The organism is Deltaproteobacteria bacterium, assembly GCA_016874775.1.
Taxonomy (GTDB): Bacteria; Desulfobacterota; Binatia; order Bin18; family Bin18; genus VGTJ01.
On the sequence record VGTJ01000070.1, the window covers coordinates 1 to 18,008 of the forward strand.

The window sequence follows — 18,008 nt, forward strand, 5'->3', positions numbered from 1 at the left end:
GTCGCCCGCGTTCATCCAGCTCTTCGACCAGACTTCGATACTTAGACCGAAGCCAGCACACAATGGTCTCGTCTCTCATCCCTGCTCTTGTGCAGAGGCTCTCCACTCCGGTCAATCACTATTGCGGTAAGTTGTTTCCTGCCACCGCCTTAGGCATCGATCTCATCCACAAGCACAACGAGCGGTTTGGGGCTGGCTTCTGCCCACCGTGCTAACACTCCGTATAAGGCCGCATGCGCACCGCTCTGGGCAAAAATCGTCTGCCAGTGAGCGGGAAGAAACTCATCATGTAAGACACTCTCAGCTTGATACGCGAGTTGACTGAGGATGGCCTGCATCGCCGCTGCCACATCCTCACGCGCTGCCTGGGCCAACTCGACATTGATATACACACAGCGGTATTGCCCCTGCGTATTGAGATAGTCCATTAACGCCAACAGGCACGAGGTTTTCCCGGCTTGTCGAGGTGCGTGCAATACGAAATACTTTTCTTGCTCAATTAACGGAAGAATCTCATCGAGCCTGATCCGCTCTAACGGCGAGAGACAGTAATGAGCTTCAGGCTTGACCGGGCCCGCGGTGTTAAAGAAACGCGCCATGCCCGCCAGCGTAGCAAGTGGAGGGCGAAGAGAAAAGGAGAAACGCCACGACATAAAACTGTGAGAGGTCTGCATCTGGATTTCAGCGGTCATCCAATTGACAACAACCCCCTGAAATCTCGACGCTTTCTCTTCTACTCGCTACCGCTCGCAGCTTGCGCTTTGGCTGGGCTTTCTCTATAGATAAAGATGATAGGGGCAACGTGGGGCCATTTATTAGTAAGGAACATCATTAGTGTCCAGCCTGAGACAAGAATACGCCACTATTCTGCCGCTCGTCTCCCAACCAGCGCGCTACACTGGTGGCGAACGTGGAACTGTTATTAAAGATCCAGCACGGATTCGGTTACGCTTTGCGTTGGCATTTCCCGAAGTCTATGAGATTGCCCAGTCTCACATCGGGTTACAGATTCTCTACGATCTGCTGAATGGGCGTGACGAGATCCAGGCTGAGCGAGCCTATGCACCGTGGGTCGATATGGAAGCGCTGTTGCGACAGCGTCGGCTGCCACTCGCATCGTTGGACACATGTACGCCGCTCTCGGAGTTCGACATCATCGGATTTAGTCTGCAGTACGAATTGACGTACACCAATATCCTCATGATGCTCGACCTAGGCGGTATTCCGCTTTTGTCGCGTGACCGCGATGCTCGTCATCCACTGATTATCGCGGGTGGCCCGTGCGCATTTCATCCTGAGCCAATCGCAGACTTCGTCGATGCGTTTCTGCTCGGGGATGGCGAAGAGGCGATCTTCGATATCTGCGATGTCTATCTGGCGTGGGACAAAAAGGATCGACAAACACTTCTTACAGCGCTCAGCCGGATCCCAGGCGTCTATGTCCCAAGTTTGTTTGTCCCAGAGTATCAGGCCGATGGCACTCTGCGTGAGATTCGTCCACTCGACGCAGAGTATCTCGAAGTCAGCAAACGCGTGGTGCGTGACCTCAACTCGATTCCGCCACTTCGGAATCAGGTAGTGCCAAACGTCAACATCGTCCACGACCGCATCGCAGTAGAAGTCATGCGCGGATGTGTGCGTGGCTGCCGTTTCTGCCAGGCCGGTTATATCTATCGCCCGTTGCGTGAACGCGACCCACGTGCGTTACAGCAACAGATCGAAAAGCTGGTACAACAAAGTGGCTATGAAGAGGTTTCGTTACTGAGTTTGAGCACCGGCGATTACAGTTGCGTTAACCCGCTGTTGCGCGAACTGATGAACCGCTTTGCTGGTCTCAAAGTCTCGGTCTCGTTGCCGTCAACACGTGTGGATGCCCTCTCACCGCATATACTCGAAGAGATTCGTCGCGTACGCAAAACCGGGTTCACGCTGGCACCAGAAGCGGGCTCGCAACGCCTGCGCGATGTGATTCAAAAAGAATATAAGGAAGAGGAGTTGATCGAAGCGGCACGCATGCTGTTCAGCTTGGGTTGGAAAAGCGTGAAACTCTATTTCATGCTTGGACTTCCGACGGAAACCGAAGAAGATTTGCGTGGCATTGTTGATTTGAGTCGTCAGGTTTCTGCTGCTGGTAACCATCGGCGACAAGTCACTGCTAGTGTTTCTACGTTTGTGCCGAAGCCGCATACCCCATTTCAATGGGCACCGCAGATCAGCTTAGAAGAAACCGAAGCACGGCAAGAGTTTCTGCGCCGTGAGTTACGTCGCTCGGGTATTCAGTTCAAATGGCACGAGGCAAGTTCCTCGTACCTCGAAGGGATCTTTGCCCGCGGTGATCGTCGCTTAGGCGCGCCACTTCTTTCGGCTTATCGTCTCGGTTGCCGCTTCGATGGCTGGACTGACCAGTTCCGTCTCGACTTATGGCAAAAGGCGTTTGCTGAGCACAACATCGACACAGATTTTTATCTGCGGCGGCGCGTGCTCGACGAAGTCTTGCCTTGGGATCGCCTCGATAGTGGCGTCACCAAGAAGTGGCTCCAACGTGACCTAGCCAAAGCCTTTGCTGCCACCTTAACCCCAGATTGCAGTGTGGAACGCTGCTCGTATTGTGGCGCGTGCGATTTTAAGACCGTGCGCAATGTCACGTACCATATCAATGGCGCGAAAGGAGCCGAACATCGCGGCGCACAGGTTGATACCTGGGCCAAAGCCATTGTTCCTGAACGTTCTGCTTGGGGCACACGACAGTGGCAGAACATGCAGGAAAAACGGCCCATGCAGGGGTTAGGGGTTGGGGGTCAGGGATCAGAAGTCCAAGATGCTGAAGTTTCACGTTCCACGTTTCACGTTCCACGTTCAGAGTCGAGTGTCCAGAGTCCAGAGTCCAGAGTCCAAGAATTGCTCAGCCAGAGCCCAGAGCCCAGAGCCCTGAGCCCTGAAGACACCGGACACCGGACGCCGGACGCCGGACCATCCCAAGCCTCCGGGGCAGCGGAATCCTGGCTCGCGGGTGACCCAAATACAATTGCCGACAGCGGAGGGGAACACAAACCTGCTGTGATGCGCGTACGTGTTGTGTATAGTCGCTTGGACGAGGCTCGCTTTCTCGGCGCGAAGGAAATGGCGACACTCTTCTCGCGTGCATCACGACGTGCCAACTTACCAGTAGCATACAGTCAAGGATTTCATCCTCTCCCACGCATCAGTTTCGGTCCCGCGTTACCATTAGGGATCGAAAGCGAAGAAGAATTTTTAGACATCGAGTTGCATGAGCCGCTGCAGGCGGAAGAGGTTCGCTCTCGTCTCGGAGCAGAATTACCGCGTGGGTTCTCGGTTCATTGGACAGAGGAGATCCCACTGAATGCGTTAAGTGTCGACGCCAGTATGCGCGCCTATCGCTATGTTGCCGCGCTAGACACATTGCCACCGGAGAAGTACGAGGCGACAACGATCGCGCAACGGTTAAGCGCCTATCATGCGGCATCATCACTGCCAATGCAAAAGCATAGCCGTGCGGGCAACAAGACGGTCGATGCCAAACATTTCGTCGACGAGGTAGCGTTAACCACACCTCATCGACTCAGTTTTACTGTCAAGAAAACCAGCGCAGGGACGATCAAGCCTCACGAATTTGTCGGAACCTTGCTTGCTCTCACGCCTGAGGAAACGAAGGTCTTGCGCTTGACAAAGATTCAGACCCTTTTTCACTCCCTCGTTGATCATGTAGAAGGAGCCACTGACACAGTGAGTGAGGAGGTTCCCGTACCGCCGCAGTAAGCGGCAGACACATAAAGAGTCGTGCGACAACGGATTATTATCAATGTAACACCACAAGAGACAAGGGTCGCCTTATTGGAAAATGATACCCTTGCAGAGATTCACATCGAACGTGCCGAGCAACGCAGCATTGCCGGTAATATCTACAAGGGGAAAGTTGCTCGTGTCTTGCCAGGCATGCAAGCTGCCTTTGTCGATATCGGGTTAGAGAAAGCTGGCTTCATCCATGCCTCAGACCTGTTTGGCGGTCCACTGCCAACCGGTCTTTTTGAGGATGATGAGCATGACGATGCGGCGAACGACGATCTTCCTGACGAAGAAGGAGGCACAGAGGATCAGGCCACGGAGGAATCTCCGCGACCTCGCCGTGGACGACAACGACGAGAACGCCCACCAGTCTATACCCCTCTGGAAGAGCGCATCAAAAAAAATCAAGAGATTCTCGTCCAGATCGCCAAAGAATCGATCGGCACCAAGGGACCACGCCTCGCCTCCCATATCTCACTTCCCGGGCGACACTTGGTCTACATGCCGACGGTGCGCCACATTGGGGTCTCTCGTCGGATCGCTGACCCTAAGGAACGCAAGCGGTTACGCGATATTGTGCATGAACTCCAACCACCCGATGGTGGTTTTATCATCCGCACTGCCTGTGAAGGGTTAACGAAGAAAGAGATTCAAGACGATATGAAATTCCTCCTCAAATTGTGGGGAGGCATTGCCAAACGACAAGAGGAACGTGCCGCGCCGGTACTCCTGCACGATGATATGGACATTAGTATGCGCGTCATTCGCGACCTCTTTAGCCTCGATGTCCATGAAGTTGTCGTGGACAATGCACAAGATTGTGAACGCATCAAAGAGTTTATCTCAACCTTCCAACCACGCGCAGCCAGTCGCGTGAAACTGTACGACCGGTCAGAACCGATCTTTGACCATTACAATATCGAGCCACAAATCGCGAAAGCCCTCGATCGCCGAGTGTATCTCAAGTCTGGTGGGCATATCGTGATTGATCATACCGAAGCGCTGACGGCGATTGACGTCAACACCGGTCGGTTTGTTGGCAAAAAAGACCAAGAAGAAACCATGCTGCAAACCAATCTCGAAGCAGCCAAGGTCGTCGTCGAACAGCTCCGACTGCGCAATATCGGTGGAATGATCATTATCGACTTCATCGATATGGAGCGCGCTGCTAATCGTAACAAAGTCACCGAGGCCTTTCGTGAGGCTCTCAAACGAGACAAGACCCGCAGTAGTATGCGGAAGATTAACGAACTCGGACTCGTGCAGATGACTCGCAAGCGCACGCGCGAAAGCCTCCAACGCCAACTGTGTGACCCGTGCCCGTACTGTACCGGAAAAGGCACCATTCGCTCGGTGTCAACGGTAGCCAGTGAAATCTTGCGTCAGATCCGTAAGCACGCGGCGTTGCATGAAGCGACCCGAACGATCCTGATTAAAGCCCACCCTGAAGTCATCACCTACTTGTATGATGAGGAAGGAGAACGTCTTGATGACCTGGAGCGGGCGTTACACAAGCGGTTAGTTTTTCGTGCGATGCCCGGGACCCACCATGAGCAGTATGAAGTGAGTGCCGCCGCCGTGAGCCAGCTTATTGCCTGAAGACATATTGTAGCGCATTGACCCTACTCGGACTGTGACCCTGGTATCAGCACACAGCCGCCACGAGAAAGAGAAAACCAAATATGAGGAGGACGACCATGTTGCAGAGTAACATGTACCGGACGGTAAAAAGTCTTATTCCCGCATTACTCGTGTTCGTGAGCACTCAAGCAAACCCGGTCCAGGCAGATAATGTCATCGCCGATGACCTTATCGTTCAGGGAGGAATTTGTGTCGGTCCAGAGTGCGTTAATGGCGAAGATTTCACCGAAATCGACTGGAAGATCAAATTTAATGACAACCCAGGGCTCCGATTTCAGCAAACAACCACTGGTGGCAACCCGGCTCAGAGTTGGGACCTCGGTGGCAACGAGAATACCTTTTTCATCCAAGACTTTACCCGTAATCTGTTCCCATTCACTGTTGCGACGAGTGCACCAACAAATAGTTTCTTTATCGGCAGTACCGGTACCGTCGGATTCGGGACGAATACTCCGATCGGCAACGCAGCAGCAGGCCTGGGTGGTATTCATATCGCTGGTCCAGCTACCGCCGATGTATTCTCCGGCATTGGCCCAAACCCTAACGCTGGCCCAGCGTTCAACTTTGGCTACTCTGGCTCAAGCTTTGGTCGTGGCTCAGGCTTCTTTAACGTACGTCCCGATGCTTCAGCCGTTGCTCCCAATCCTTCCCTCCGCTTCGCCACTGTCAATACGCAACGCATGATTATCACCAATATCGGTCGTGTTGGTATTGGGACATTAGACCCTCAACAATTGCTGGAGGTCGCGGGCACCGTACGTGCGCAAACCTTTCAGGTAGGAGCGCAGAACCTCAATGTCCCAGACTACGTCTTTGAGCCCGATTACAAATTGTTACCACTCAAGCAGTTGGCGAAGTTCATCGAGAAAGAGAAACATCTTCCCGAGATTCCCTCAGCTAAAGAAATCAAAGCAACAGGCCTTGACGTCACTGAGTTACAATTGTCCTTACTCAAGAAAGTCGAAGAGCTGACCCTCTACACGCTCCAACAGGAACAACAGCTTTAGTCGTTGCAACAACAAAACCGTCGTCTCAAGAGACACAACCAGCAGTTACATCAACGCTTGTCAGCAATCGAGGCTGCGATCCAGAAGATCACTGGTCGTTAGTTACTTCGCCGCGGTGAAGCCCCCCTTCCTCACCTTCCCCCGTGACAGGGGGAAGGAATCCGGCTCGGAAAACATCAATAGTGACTATGTCGAACCTTATCGAAATCAAAAATGCGACAGTGTACCGTGGGCAACACTGTGTCTTTGACCGCTTTTCTCTCACGATCCCACAACATTGCAATACTGCTATCCTCGGCCCCAACGGTGCTGGCAAGTCAACGTTGCTGAAGTTACTCTTTCGCGAACTGTACCCGGTATACCAGGAAGACAGCTCTATCCATATTCTCGGCCAAGAGCAGTGGAATGTCTGGGATCTCCGTGCCCATCTCGGCATTGTGTCTCACGACCTCCAGCAGCAGTATCTTGGAACGGTCATCGGACGCAATGTGATTTTGTCTGGCCTGTATTCAAGCGTCGATACGCCCTTCTTACACCACGTTACTGCCGAGGAACGGCAGCGCGCCCTGCAGGTCATGTACACGTTGGGCATCACCGAACTGCAAAACAGAATGTTTGGTGAAATGTCAACCGGTGAACAGCGACGCTTTCTGCTGGGACGGGCGTTGATCAACGACCCCGATACCCTCGTGTTAGACGAGCCCACCAGTGGCCTCGATCTCAAAGCCTGTTTTTACTACCTCGACACCATCCGTAGTCTCATGCAGCGAGGGAAAGTCGTCATTCTCGTCACCCATCATATTCACGAAATTCCACCAGAAATTACCCGCGTGATTCTGCTGAAAAGTGGCGCAGTACTAGCCGACGGAGACAAGTCGGCCATGTTAACCGAGAACACCCTCAATCGCCTCTTTGACACTCGGATCAGACTCGCGCAGGCCAATGGGTTTTATCAAGCACTTCCAGGGTAGCTTGCCTCCTGGAAGGCGCCAACAGTACAGCAATGGAGGTCATCATGCATCGTTCTCAGGTACGTTTCACTCGTCGAGATCTGTTGAAGATTGGCGTCATGACGTTCAGCGCAGCCGCCCTGGGAAAAGTCACGTCCGTTTCTGCACAAAGCAGTGGGACAATTACCCTGCCGCCCCTCCCCTACGCCGAAAATGCTCTCGCCCCGGTCATCTCCGCCAACACCATCAGCTTCCATTATGGCAAACATCACAAAGGATACGTTGACAACCTGAATAAAATGATTGACGGCACTGAGCTAGAAAAAGCCTCGCTAGAACAGATTGTGAAAAGCACCGCTGGGGCGACCGACAAGCAAGGCATCTTCAATAATGCAGCGCAGATTTGGAACCACACCTTCTCTTGGCACAGCATAAAAGCCAACGGTGGTGGAAAACCGAGTGGGGATCTGGCACAAAAAATCGACGCGACGTTCACCAGTTTTGACAACTTCAAGAAAGAACTTGTCACCGCAGCCACCGGACAATTTGGCAGTGGTTGGGCGTGGTTGGTGTCAGAGGGGGGAGCCCTCAAAGTCGTCAAAACACCGAATGCTGACACCCCGCTGACAAAAGGACAGACTCCTCTACTCACTATTGATGTCTGGGAACATGCGTATTATCTAGATTACCAGAACAAGCGGGCGGATTATGTGAACGCGGTCATCGACAAGTTGCTAAATTGGGATTTTGCTGCCGCGAATTTTAAGAAAATGGGATAGCATGTCCAGCTCTCAGGTAACGCTCAAACTCGCGCGACGCATAGATGCAAAACGCATCGCTCATATGTCACGAGATTTGGTTGAAGACGGGCTCCCTTGGTCCTGGACAACCGCTCGCGTCGCAGAGCAGATTCGTCATCCGGAGAGTAATGTGTTGACAGCCTGGACGGAAGGTAAGCTGATAGGCTTTGCCATCATGCGCTATCTGGCCGAACATGCGCATCTCAACCTGTTGGCTGTCGATTCAGCTTACCGTCGCCTGGGTATCGGACAGCAACTGATGGAATGGTTAGAAGAGACGTGCCGCGTGGGTGGGCTCTTCTGGGTACGGCTTGAAGTCCGCGCCAATAACCACAGCGCACAATCCTTCTATCGCCGCTTGGGTTACCGAGATGAGAAGGTTCTTCCTGGCTATTACCGAGGGCGGGAATCGGCACTGCAAATGATACATGATCTCAGTAAGCACGCTCCGATATCTCGCCCTTACACCATCGACGACAGTGAGTGATTATAACGCTCCGAGACAGTATGGTCGCAGTCGCGACAAGTTTTCACGGAGTTGCTCCTAAGCACTATAGCACAACGAGTTCTGTATCCTTTACGTGCTGGCCTTATAAGCAATCGCTTTGATCTCAATACGCAAGTCTGGCCGCGGCAGCTCTTTCACCGCCGCGGTCGTGCGAGTCGGCCCCGCAGCGGTAAAGTATGAGTTGTACACCTCATTATACGCAGGGAAATCTCCCATATCGACCAGAAAGACTGTCACTTCACACAGGTCTTCGAGGGTCGCGCCGCAACTTGCGAGGATGTCGCGAATGTTTTCAATCACTCCACGTGTTTGCTCGCGAATGTCTAAATCCCACCCGCCCTTGCCGTCGGCAATAGCACCACGAACAGAATTATCTTTCTGCCGCGAACTCGTGCCTGACACAAGCAAGAAATCACCAACACGCTTAATATGCGGATAGTTCGCCAAGGGTTTAGCTTTATGCGCAAGTTGTTTGGATTCCACGGCTCCTCCCCTACAGCTTCAGACAGACATTGCGCAGCTCAGTGTAAAACTCTAACGAATGCACCCCACCCTCACGGCCGATCCCAGACTGCTTCGCTCCACCAAAAGGCGTGCGTAAATCACGCAAAAACCAGCAGTTAATCCAGGTCAGGCCAACATGAACTTGACGCGCAACGCGATTGGCACGCGCCGCGTTTTGCGTCCAGATCGTTGTTGCTAACCCATAGGGTGTATCGTTAGCCATGCGAATCGCTTCTTCTTCTGTATCGAACGGTTGGATATGACAACAGGGACCGAAGATCTCTTCTTTCACTATTGGTGAATTTTCCGATAGCCCCGTCCAAATTGTCGGTTGGACCCACGCCCCATTGGCCAGCGCACCGGGCATCTGCGGGATTCCTCCGCCCGTCACCACCGTCGCCCCTTCCTCTTTGGCTCGTGTGTAGTACGACAGCACCTTGTCCCGATGCGCGAGGCTAATCAGCGGACCCATCTCTGTTGCCTTATCGTACGGATCGCCGAGCTTTAGTGACTCGGCTTTTTTCTTCAGTGCGACAACGAAATCAGAGAAAACAGCGCGTTCGACATACACGCGCTCGGTCCCTAAACATACCTGGCCAGTATTCGCGAAACAGGCGCGTCCGATGCCGTCGATCGTCGCTGCGAGATCACAATCGGCAAAAATAATCGCCGGGTTTTTTCCACCTAGTTCAAAGGATACATCTCGTACTCCGACTGCCGCGTTTTTCATGATCGCTTCACCGCTGCGCGTCTCGCCGGTAAAAGTAATGGCATCCACACCAGGATGGCTGACAAGAAACTCCCCAGCAGAATCTGGTCCGAAGCCATGCACAACGTTATACACCCCTTTCGGTACGCCAGCTTCGTTCATCGCTTCGCCAAGTAACGTTGCCGTTGTCGGTGTCTCTTCTGAGGGTTTCACAACCACTGCGTTCCCACAGGCTAAGGCTGGTCCGACTTTCCAGGTCATGAGCAGCAAAGGCAAATTCCACGGACACACCACTGCAACCACCCCTTTTGGCACGCGCAGACTGTAATTGATCGCGCCGGTGCCATCTGGCGTTGGAGTTTCGAAGTATTCTCCCGCAACGTTCTTCACAACATCCGCGAAGATACGGAAATTGGCGGCACCGCGGGGAATATCGAGATGCGCCGCAAGGGAGGTCGGCTTGCCGGTATCTGCCACTTCCGCGGCAAGAAACTCATCAAACCGCTTCTCGATTCCAGCAGCGACCGCGTAGAGGATATTGGTGCGTTCAGCAATCGTCAGCTTCGCCCACGGTCCAGTGACCGCTGCTCGTGCGGCACCGACCGCAGCATCGACATCGTCTTTGTTGGCTTCACACACGAGGCTGATTACGGCATTGTCTGTCGGGCGACGATTCTCAAACGTCTTTACCTGAGAGCCACTCGTATATTCGCCGTTGATAAAATGTTGGACTCGATCCTTCTGCATAGGCTCATCCTTTATACGTGTCGCGCAGTGAAGTTGCTTTTGCCAGGGTCAACTGGCGCGACGCGCTCGGTATAGCAAACGTCTCCACAGCAGAACAGGTCAGTCGAGCCTGTTCGATGACGTGGTCCCCTTTTCTCAATGAGGACTCGCTTCTGAAGCCACAGTACTTTACTATAGAAAAATAGGTATGGCACTGTGGAACTATGCATCGTGGGGATGTTCTACCGAGTGGCACCTGCTTCACCGGCAATCGCCAACGGGTACGCCGACAACAACACAGAACTCCGCGAAGAAACCAAAGAATGGGGAACTGCATATACGATGCCCATTGTGCCGCTGGCAACCACGGCAACGTGATCGCTGGAGTTGTCTTTGTGGACATACCTGGAATACTTTTGATTCAGGTGGGGTGTGTCCGGAATGTCGCAAGGTCTGGCAGCTTACGCAATGTCTACAGTGCCAGCAATGGTCGCGGCATGATGATTGGTACGTGTGGCAGGACCATCACAAAGAGTAAGAACCATATCTAACGCAGGCTATTGTCGTCTTTTCGCCGCGGCCAGACATATATCGACACAGAAAAACATGAGGGGTGCCAGTACGCTTTGTTGTTATCCCGCGCGCAGACGACTCCTTGCTCGGCAACAGAAGGCGGCTGATCAGAAACAACGTCCGACCGATACTGCAAGAGATCTCACGTATTCGGATAGTGACGCCAATCAGCAATAGCGCGATGCGCAACTGCAAGACGCAACGGTCGTGTACTCATTGCTTTGTGTTCAGGCTGGTGGAGCGAAATATGCGCCCATGCGTACAATAAGGCGCAAATCACCTTCGACCTTGAGTCGCCCATTAATATAGGCCAGTCCAAAGGGATATGATCCTGTCGCAATGTTCAGGTAATCTGCCGCTGCAGCAGAAATCGTCACATCCGGTGCTTCGGTTTTCCCCTCCTCGACCGTACACTGTCCGTGACGAATTGTGACAACAAACTGTCCTCCACCTTCTCCAGCAAGATCAAACTGATACACGGTATTCGCCGTCTTCGCAGCTTCTTTGTTCAAGCTGAGCGGCATCGCGTCAAAGATCGGTTTCACACTGATTGGCTCGGGCATGAGGCATGCTCCTTCACGTACAGGACGAAGCTTACTGACCATATTTGGTATCGATAAACTTCTGAATATCTTCGATTGGGGTTCCGGTAGCAAATAATGCGTGCGCATCCAGCGCCTCGTCTACACAGTGCCCTCACGTCGAGCCATGCGTATCAACAAAGCAGTCTAACAAGTTCCGATGGCTTTGTGATTTGTCACACCCACAATAACACTTGACCTCGGCCAGCACCTGGGGAATCTCCGCGGCTGCTTCATATGCAGCCCGTGCACGCCCTTGGAATTGTGTTGCAGGTAACGGCGTCGGTAACGCTGGCGACTGAACAGTCCCAGCTGTTGAGGGCGATTTTTTAGCCGGGGCAGCTTTCTTGCTTGGCTCTGCGTACAGAACCGCAGTGACCCACAGGCTACAGATGACCCCTAGGGTGAGCATTTTCCACATAGAAGTACAGTCCTTTCTTGTCTCGCCACATATAGCATACACCCCGCTCCTTCCCCAACTACAGCACTTCGACATTCATTGGTGAACGTTGCAGAAAGGAATACAGCGTTGCCGGGCGGTGCGCCCCACGGCGCGTCTTCGGCAGTGGTTTGAGCAGTCCTAAAGCTAAAATCTTCCGGCGAAAATTCCGACGATCTAATTGCTGGTGAAGAATCACTTCATACAATGCTTGCAGGTCAGCAAGGGTAAACTCGTCCGGCAGGAGACTGTAGACGATGTTGGTGTAGCCTAATTTTGCTTGCAGTCGTCGGCGTGCATAATCAGCAATCGCGTTATGATCGTACGCTAACGTCGGCAACGAATGCACCGGGAACCAGCCGACATCAGCGTATTTTTCCCCTTGTTTCAAATCCGTAATGCCTGGGGGCACCAAGGCAAAGTAGGCAACCGATACGGTATGGCTGAGCGGGTCACGTTGCGCTTCACCAAAGGTATAGAGTTGCTCAAGATACAGGTCAGCGACACCCGTTTTCTCACACAGCTCTCGTCGCGCGGCTTCGTCGAGGCCTTCACCTCCGTGCACCAATCCACCAGGAAACGCCCAGTAGCCAACGAACGGGCCATGTTTAATCTTCACCAACAGCGCTTTCAGCGTTTTTTCACGGATAGTAAAAAGGACGGTGTCTACCGCCACCCGCGGGAATGTCAGTTCCGAGCACTGGCCGTTCTCGTTCACAAGCGATCCTTCACTATTACGCGCTCAGCTCTAACATACGATTGAGTGAACGCTCGGCACCAGCACGCACGGACTCAGACAACGTAATTTCATAACGTCGATGAAGCAGCGCATCGTGGACACTGTCAAGCGTAATCATCTTCATATACGCGCACAGTTTGCAGCTTTTATAGAATTTTTTCTCCGGCACTTCCAACAGTAACCGGTCCGAAAGGCCACACTCAGTGACAATAAGAAACTCTTGTGCCGGGCTCTGCTTTGCGTATCGCATCATCGCACTGGTTGAGAGGGCGGCATCAGCAAGCTTGATCACATCCTCTCGGCATTCAGGGTGCACCAGCACTTTCAGGTGCGGAAGATTACGACGAACCGTACGAATTTGTTCTGGAGTAATCTGATGATGGACGTAACAGTTCCCTTCCCAGGCAATGATGTTCTTCTTGGTCTCGCTTTGGACATAGCGCGCTAAGTTCTCGTCAGGCACAAAGAGGATATTGTGGCTATCGAGCTTCTCGACGATTTGTACCGCATTCGCCGAGGTACAACAGACATCTGACTCTGCTTTCACCTCCGCGGTGGTGTTCACGTAACACACCACTTGTAGATCTGGATACACTTTGCGCAGTTCCTGTTTTCGCTCTGCTAAGGCTTCGGCAGAAATGCTGTCCGATAGCGAACATCCAGCACGAAAATCAGGCAGGAGAACCGTCCGCTCAGGGTTAACGACTTTTGCGGTCTCCGCCATAAAATGTACCCCACAAAAGACGAGGATCTCGGACCGCACTTTCTTAGCTTCACGCGCCAATTCGAGAGAATCACCAATGAAATCAGCAACTTCGAAAATTTCAGGTCGTTGGTAATTGTGAGCCAGGACGACCGCATTACGCTCGGCTTTCAGAGCACGAATCGCGCGAATCAGGTCGACATAGGAGGCACACGCGTCAACAGTGTAGCCACTATCGAGCCGGGCAAGATGTGCATAGAGTTCCTGCGAGCTTTTTTCTCCACCGTACACAGTGTCCATAGGTTCTCCTCGTTGTACTTTGCGTAACAATGACGCATAGTAGTTATCACCCGATCGCTTGTCAAGGGAGAATAGGCCCCTCTTTCCTCTGGAGCTATTTCTCTCTACAAAGATAGACAATCTCTGCAAAGAGGGATATTTGTAAGTACGCGGTGGGGACAGTTGTTCGTATAAGAGCGACTACATCATTTTATACACACTCAGAGAGTGAATGCGGCGTGACGGAACTTCGTGTGCAATGAGGGACTCCCGAGAGCCTCGCGTCACTGGGGAGTGTTAAGCAGAGAGGAAGCGGAAAGAGAGCGATGGCGCAACTTGCCCCCAGTCAGTACGCTTCACCAGAGGACCAGGTTCTGGGTCCTCCCGACTTTTTCTATACGAATGCCGTCTACGATCAGGCCTATCGCACGGTCAGTAGTGCCTTGCGTACGCGAAAGGGATTGATTCTTCTTGTTGGAGAGGCTGGGACAGGCAAGAGTAAGCTTATCCGTCTGATGAGCAAAACCCAGGAAGAACAAATACGCTTTTACCCACGTGCCCCTTCGCCAACTACGTTCACGGAAGTTCTTGCTACATTCAACGATCTTCTCCCACTGGCACAACGTGAGAGCGCTCCGTTGCATAAGTTAGAGGTCATTATCGACCGGCTCCACATGTGGACTTATCGTGGTGGGACTTCGGTCCTCGTGATCGATGATGCCCATGCGCTTGACGTCGTGGTCCTTGAGCAGTTGTCTCTGTTACTCCACGTCAACCACACAGGCGGATCGCCCTTACAAGTCATTCTCATTGGACGCCCAGAACTCGACGCAAAACTCGCGACCCCAGAACTCCGGCACCTCCACAAACAAGTTGCCATACGTGCACGGCTTGCGCCGCTCCAGATAGAGGAAGTACGGACGTTTATCCACCAGCGGTATCGCTCTCCGCGCGGGCTGCGCCAATATTTGTTCACGACCGAAGCGATCGCACGCATCAGTTATCATTCGCACGCCATTCCTTCCTCAATAATCACTCTCTGTGAGAGCTCCTTGATGGTCGCATACGTCCAAGGGCAAAAAATTGTCACGCCAGAGATTATCGACAAGCAGGCAGCGAAAATATCTGCCCCGCTTGCCCTTCCTCCACCTGCTGTCGCTCTCGTGCCACCCCTTCCTGACGAGACAGAACCACTGACCAACAGTGCGCTCCACAAGTCACACCTCCACCTCATCCGGCACCACATCATTCGCTCTGCCCGAACACTCGTGACCGTCGGCGTCTGCGCGATGTTCCTATGGGCAGGCCTTGTTGTAACCAAACACATTCCCGCGGCGCGAGTCACTACAGCGCTGCAACCTATAGTTCAGAAAGGAACCCAAGTTTTAGCGGTGTTTCTCCCGCCCAGCCTCTTCGCTCAGCCTCCAACACACGAACCGCCTCCCTCAGCCAACGACCCCAGTCGTGAGCCGCGACTGGTACGAAAAAAGCCGCAAAAAGCTCCCTAATCACCCTCTCCACCAAGGCCACCTCCCTCTTCCTACAGCTCCGACAGCTGCATTTCGTAATTCTGCAAACCTCCCGTACAATTCCACCCCAGAGAGACACAAAAACACGATCATCAGGAGAGACACGTCCCGGAATTCTCAAAAGAATGGGACTTGCCTTCGCCAGCTCATCCTGTGATTATGAGAAGGGGAGACAACGCGTTAACTCAGTGATTTATGGTGCATTTCGCGTGAAACAGGAGCGCGGCTCGGGGTGAGCAACTCTTGGCACGCACCAGAAAATCATTGTGAAATTTTGCTGACTGGTACGTCCGAATTCGTTTTATCTGCTGACGGATTTTCGTCTGGACTCGTTCGTAGGAACGTACGATATGTACACAACCTTCTTTGGTCTTCGCGAGCTGCCCTTTCCACTTGCCAGCGATCTCCACTTTTTCTACTCAACTCCAACTCTGCAGAAGGCAGAAGCGGACATCGTCACTGCCCTACGCGAACATAAAGGGCTGGTCCTGGTAACGGGAGAATCTGGGACCGGTAAGACAATGCTCTTACGCCGACTCGCCAGCGTGTTGGCGACACAAGCCTGGGTAATTTCGCTCCCATTTTCTGCCGTCACCTTCGATGACATCCTCACGTATCTGTGTAGCTACTTTTCACTCACTCCCACCAGCGACGACCCCTTTACTAAAGTGCTGACTATTCAAGAACACTTACGCAGCAGAGCCGATCAAGGGATGGGTGCAGTGGTCGGTATCGATGAAGCGCAGAACTTACACAAAGAAACACTGGACCGTCTCCGCTTGCTCCTCCATCTCAAGGGCCCTCACGGGAGACTGCTCCAAGTTGTCCTCTGTGGACACTCTACGCTAGCAACCAAATTAGCGCATCCAGATTTACGCCACATCCAACAATACGTGACGGTTCACTGTCACCTTCATCCATTATCGCATGAAGAGGTACACGCGTTCATTCGCCATCGCCTTGTTGTTGCTGGATGTCATCGCCGCGAGCTTTTTTCTCGTGCCGCTATTCATCGTATCGCTGAATATTCACAAGGCGTTCCTCGCTTAATCAATGTTATTTGTGATAACGCCTTGCTGACGGCTTATATGACAGACAAGCGTCTCGTTACGCCCGACATAGTGGAAGAGGTGGCTCAGAATCTCCAACTTGATACGGTCATCGCCCTTACCCCCTCAGAAGACACGCAAGACATCGTACTACACGAAGCCTCGGTGGTCGGACCAACAAAGAAAGTCAACGGAGACACGCGAGGGTGGCTCTATAATCTTGCCTGGACAGGGGTCGGCCTTTTCTTTGCCTGGCTCTCTTCGGGTTCGCAAAGTTTCGAGATTCCTTTTGCTTCTTTGTTTTCTTCAGCTTCGCAGCCCGCAGCACTCTCCTCTCTTTCATCACCTCCAGCAGGCCCTGTGTTACCAATAACCGTTTCCCTCAAGAACCAGTTAGAACAGCAACGCAAGGAAAGTCGGACGCACCTCACACCGTCTGTCCATGAACCACTGCCTGTGTCAGCGACAGAGACTCGACACGAGCAGACACCGCACAGTACTCTCGTCCCACACAAGCAACCTGTGGTAGCCCCAACGACCGCGGAAGATACGGCGACAAAAATACCAGTGGCATCCCCGAGCGAACGCTCTGCGGTAAGAGACCAGCAACCCCACGTTCCTCCCATAGCCGTGAGCGCACCGGCTCGCCCTCCGATCTCGCAGTCTGAAAAGGCGACACCAGCAACAAGTGTGACGACGACTGCGCACCCCCAGAAGTTACCAGTCTCTGCCCCTCACGCATCGTCTCTTCCTCATCCTGCACCTCCGGGGACAAAATCTCAGCAGCGGAACAACGCGCCGGAGCAGTCCTCGCAAGCACGTTTATCGCTGTCTACCGGTACGACGGAAAAGGCTCAAGCAGAACTGAAACGGCTCGGCCTCACACCGAGCCGTGAAGCATTATTTCATGCCGTTACCACCAATAATCAACAAACACTTAAACTTCTCCTGGTCGCTCGTGCGCCGATGGATGCAACCGATGCGCGAGGCTGGACGGCGCTTATGGCCGCAGCACGAGATAAGCAGGCTGGTCTGGTACGCATGCTCCTCGCCGCAGGCGCAGACGCCAATGTCACTAACCAAGAGGGAGAGAACGCGCTCATTCACGCAGCCGATAACGGATCGCCTGCGGTTGTCCAGCTTCTTCTTGACAACGGAGCGGCTATCAATGCCAAGAGTCATATGGGCTGGACAGCCCTGATGTGCGCTGCGGCAAAAGGACATCGACGCACCGTCGAAGCCTTACTCAACCGTGGAGCAAACCCGAAGGTCAAGGACCACGAGGGACGGACGGCCTCTATGTACGCAGCGCGGCAGACATCCGTCGCTTCAAGCAAACACCCCCGCAGGGAGCGGCCAGCGACACCTATACGCGTTGACCGTATCGAAAACGACAAGCGCGAGTTAGTCAAACGCAACGATTATCGTCTTATCGCGTCGCTCTTGGCCGAAGCGGAAAAACGATAA

16 protein-coding genes are annotated in these 18,008 nt (G+C 53.1%); 9 read left to right on the forward strand and 7 right to left on the reverse strand.

Annotated features, from left to right (window positions below):
- Positions 1 to 149: 149 nt before the first annotated feature.
- Positions 150 to 692, reverse strand: a complete 543-nt coding sequence (locus tag FJ147_13320) for a hypothetical protein (GenBank protein MBM4256862.1) — start codon at positions 690 to 692, stop codon at positions 150 to 152.
- 142 nt (positions 693 to 834) lie between these two features.
- Here FJ147_13320 and FJ147_13325 point away from each other — a divergent pair, with 142 nt between their 5' ends.
- The 6 genes from FJ147_13325 to FJ147_13350 all read left to right on the forward strand — a co-directional run bounded on the left by FJ147_13325 (position 835) and on the right by FJ147_13350 (position 8,689).
- A complete protein-coding gene (locus FJ147_13325; protein ID MBM4256863.1) occupies positions 835 to 3,777 on the forward strand; it encodes a TIGR03960 family B12-binding radical SAM protein in 2,943 nt (980 codons plus the stop codon).
- 21 nt (positions 3,778 to 3,798) lie between these two features.
- Positions 3,799 to 5,403 carry an Rne/Rng family ribonuclease gene (locus FJ147_13330; GenBank protein MBM4256864.1) on the forward strand — a complete coding sequence of 535 codons (1,605 nt, stop codon included), beginning with the start codon at positions 3,799 to 3,801 and terminating at the stop codon, positions 5,401 to 5,403.
- A gap of 98 nt (positions 5,404 to 5,501) precedes the next feature.
- Complete coding sequence (locus FJ147_13335; GenBank protein ID MBM4256865.1) at positions 5,502 to 6,452, forward strand: hypothetical protein; 951 nt, start codon at positions 5,502 to 5,504, stop codon at positions 6,450 to 6,452.
- Between the two features lie 188 nt (positions 6,453 to 6,640).
- Positions 6,641 to 7,423, forward strand: a complete 783-nt coding sequence (locus tag FJ147_13340) for an ATP-binding cassette domain-containing protein (GenBank protein ID MBM4256866.1) — start codon at positions 6,641 to 6,643, stop codon at positions 7,421 to 7,423.
- A gap of 98 nt (positions 7,424 to 7,521) precedes the next feature.
- The gene (locus tag FJ147_13345) at positions 7,522 to 8,181 is read left to right on the forward strand and encodes a superoxide dismutase (protein MBM4256867.1); all 660 of its coding nucleotides are present in this window, start codon (positions 7,522 to 7,524) and stop codon (positions 8,179 to 8,181) included.
- A gap of 1 nt (position 8,182) precedes the next feature.
- Positions 8,183 to 8,689, forward strand: a complete 507-nt coding sequence (locus FJ147_13350; GenBank protein ID MBM4256868.1) for a GNAT family N-acetyltransferase — start codon at positions 8,183 to 8,185, stop codon at positions 8,687 to 8,689.
- 90 nt (positions 8,690 to 8,779) lie between these two features.
- Here FJ147_13350 and FJ147_13355 read toward each other — a convergent pair whose 3' ends face one another.
- Positions 8,780 to 9,193: a RidA family protein gene (locus tag FJ147_13355; GenBank protein MBM4256869.1), complete on the reverse strand. Its 414-nt coding sequence runs from the start codon at positions 9,191 to 9,193 to the stop codon at positions 8,780 to 8,782.
- Between the two features lie 10 nt (positions 9,194 to 9,203).
- The gene (locus FJ147_13360; GenBank protein MBM4256870.1) at positions 9,204 to 10,670 is read right to left on the reverse strand and encodes a 2-hydroxymuconic semialdehyde dehydrogenase; all 1,467 of its coding nucleotides are present in this window, start codon (positions 10,668 to 10,670) and stop codon (positions 9,204 to 9,206) included.
- A 310-nt stretch (positions 10,671 to 10,980) separates the two neighbouring features.
- Here FJ147_13360 and FJ147_13365 point away from each other — a divergent pair, with 310 nt between their 5' ends.
- Complete coding sequence (locus tag FJ147_13365; protein MBM4256871.1) at positions 10,981 to 11,187, forward strand: hypothetical protein; 207 nt, start codon at positions 10,981 to 10,983, stop codon at positions 11,185 to 11,187.
- A 262-nt stretch (positions 11,188 to 11,449) separates the two neighbouring features.
- Here FJ147_13365 and FJ147_13370 read toward each other — a convergent pair whose 3' ends face one another.
- From FJ147_13370 to nadA, 4 genes are read right to left on the reverse strand one after another with little or no spacing between them, the layout of a single operon-like run.
- The gene (locus FJ147_13370) at positions 11,450 to 11,893 is read right to left on the reverse strand and encodes an SCP2 sterol-binding domain-containing protein (GenBank protein MBM4256872.1); all 444 of its coding nucleotides are present in this window, start codon (positions 11,891 to 11,893) and stop codon (positions 11,450 to 11,452) included.
- 25 nt (positions 11,894 to 11,918) lie between these two features.
- Positions 11,919 to 12,299: a hypothetical protein gene (locus tag FJ147_13375; GenBank protein MBM4256873.1), complete on the reverse strand. Its 381-nt coding sequence runs from the start codon at positions 12,297 to 12,299 to the stop codon at positions 11,919 to 11,921.
- Positions 12,283 to 12,960 carry an NUDIX hydrolase gene (locus tag FJ147_13380; protein MBM4256874.1) on the reverse strand — a complete coding sequence of 226 codons (678 nt, stop codon included), beginning with the start codon at positions 12,958 to 12,960 and terminating at the stop codon, positions 12,283 to 12,285. Before FJ147_13380 ends, FJ147_13375 begins: the two co-directional genes overlap by 17 nt.
- Positions 12,961 to 12,976: 16 nt before the next feature.
- On the reverse strand, positions 12,977 to 13,984 hold the full coding sequence (gene nadA / locus FJ147_13385; GenBank protein ID MBM4256875.1) for a quinolinate synthase NadA: 1,008 nt from the start codon (positions 13,982 to 13,984) through the stop codon (positions 12,977 to 12,979).
- Positions 13,985 to 14,289: 305 nt separating this feature from the next.
- Here nadA and FJ147_13390 point away from each other — a divergent pair, with 305 nt between their 5' ends.
- Together FJ147_13390 and FJ147_13395 are read left to right on the forward strand one after the other, a co-directional pair.
- Positions 14,290 to 15,471: a hypothetical protein gene (locus tag FJ147_13390; GenBank protein ID MBM4256876.1), complete on the forward strand. Its 1,182-nt coding sequence runs from the start codon at positions 14,290 to 14,292 to the stop codon at positions 15,469 to 15,471.
- Positions 15,472 to 15,842: 371 nt separating this feature from the next.
- Positions 15,843 to 18,008 carry a hypothetical protein gene (locus tag FJ147_13395; protein MBM4256877.1) on the forward strand — a complete coding sequence of 722 codons (2,166 nt, stop codon included), beginning with the start codon at positions 15,843 to 15,845 and terminating at the stop codon, positions 18,006 to 18,008.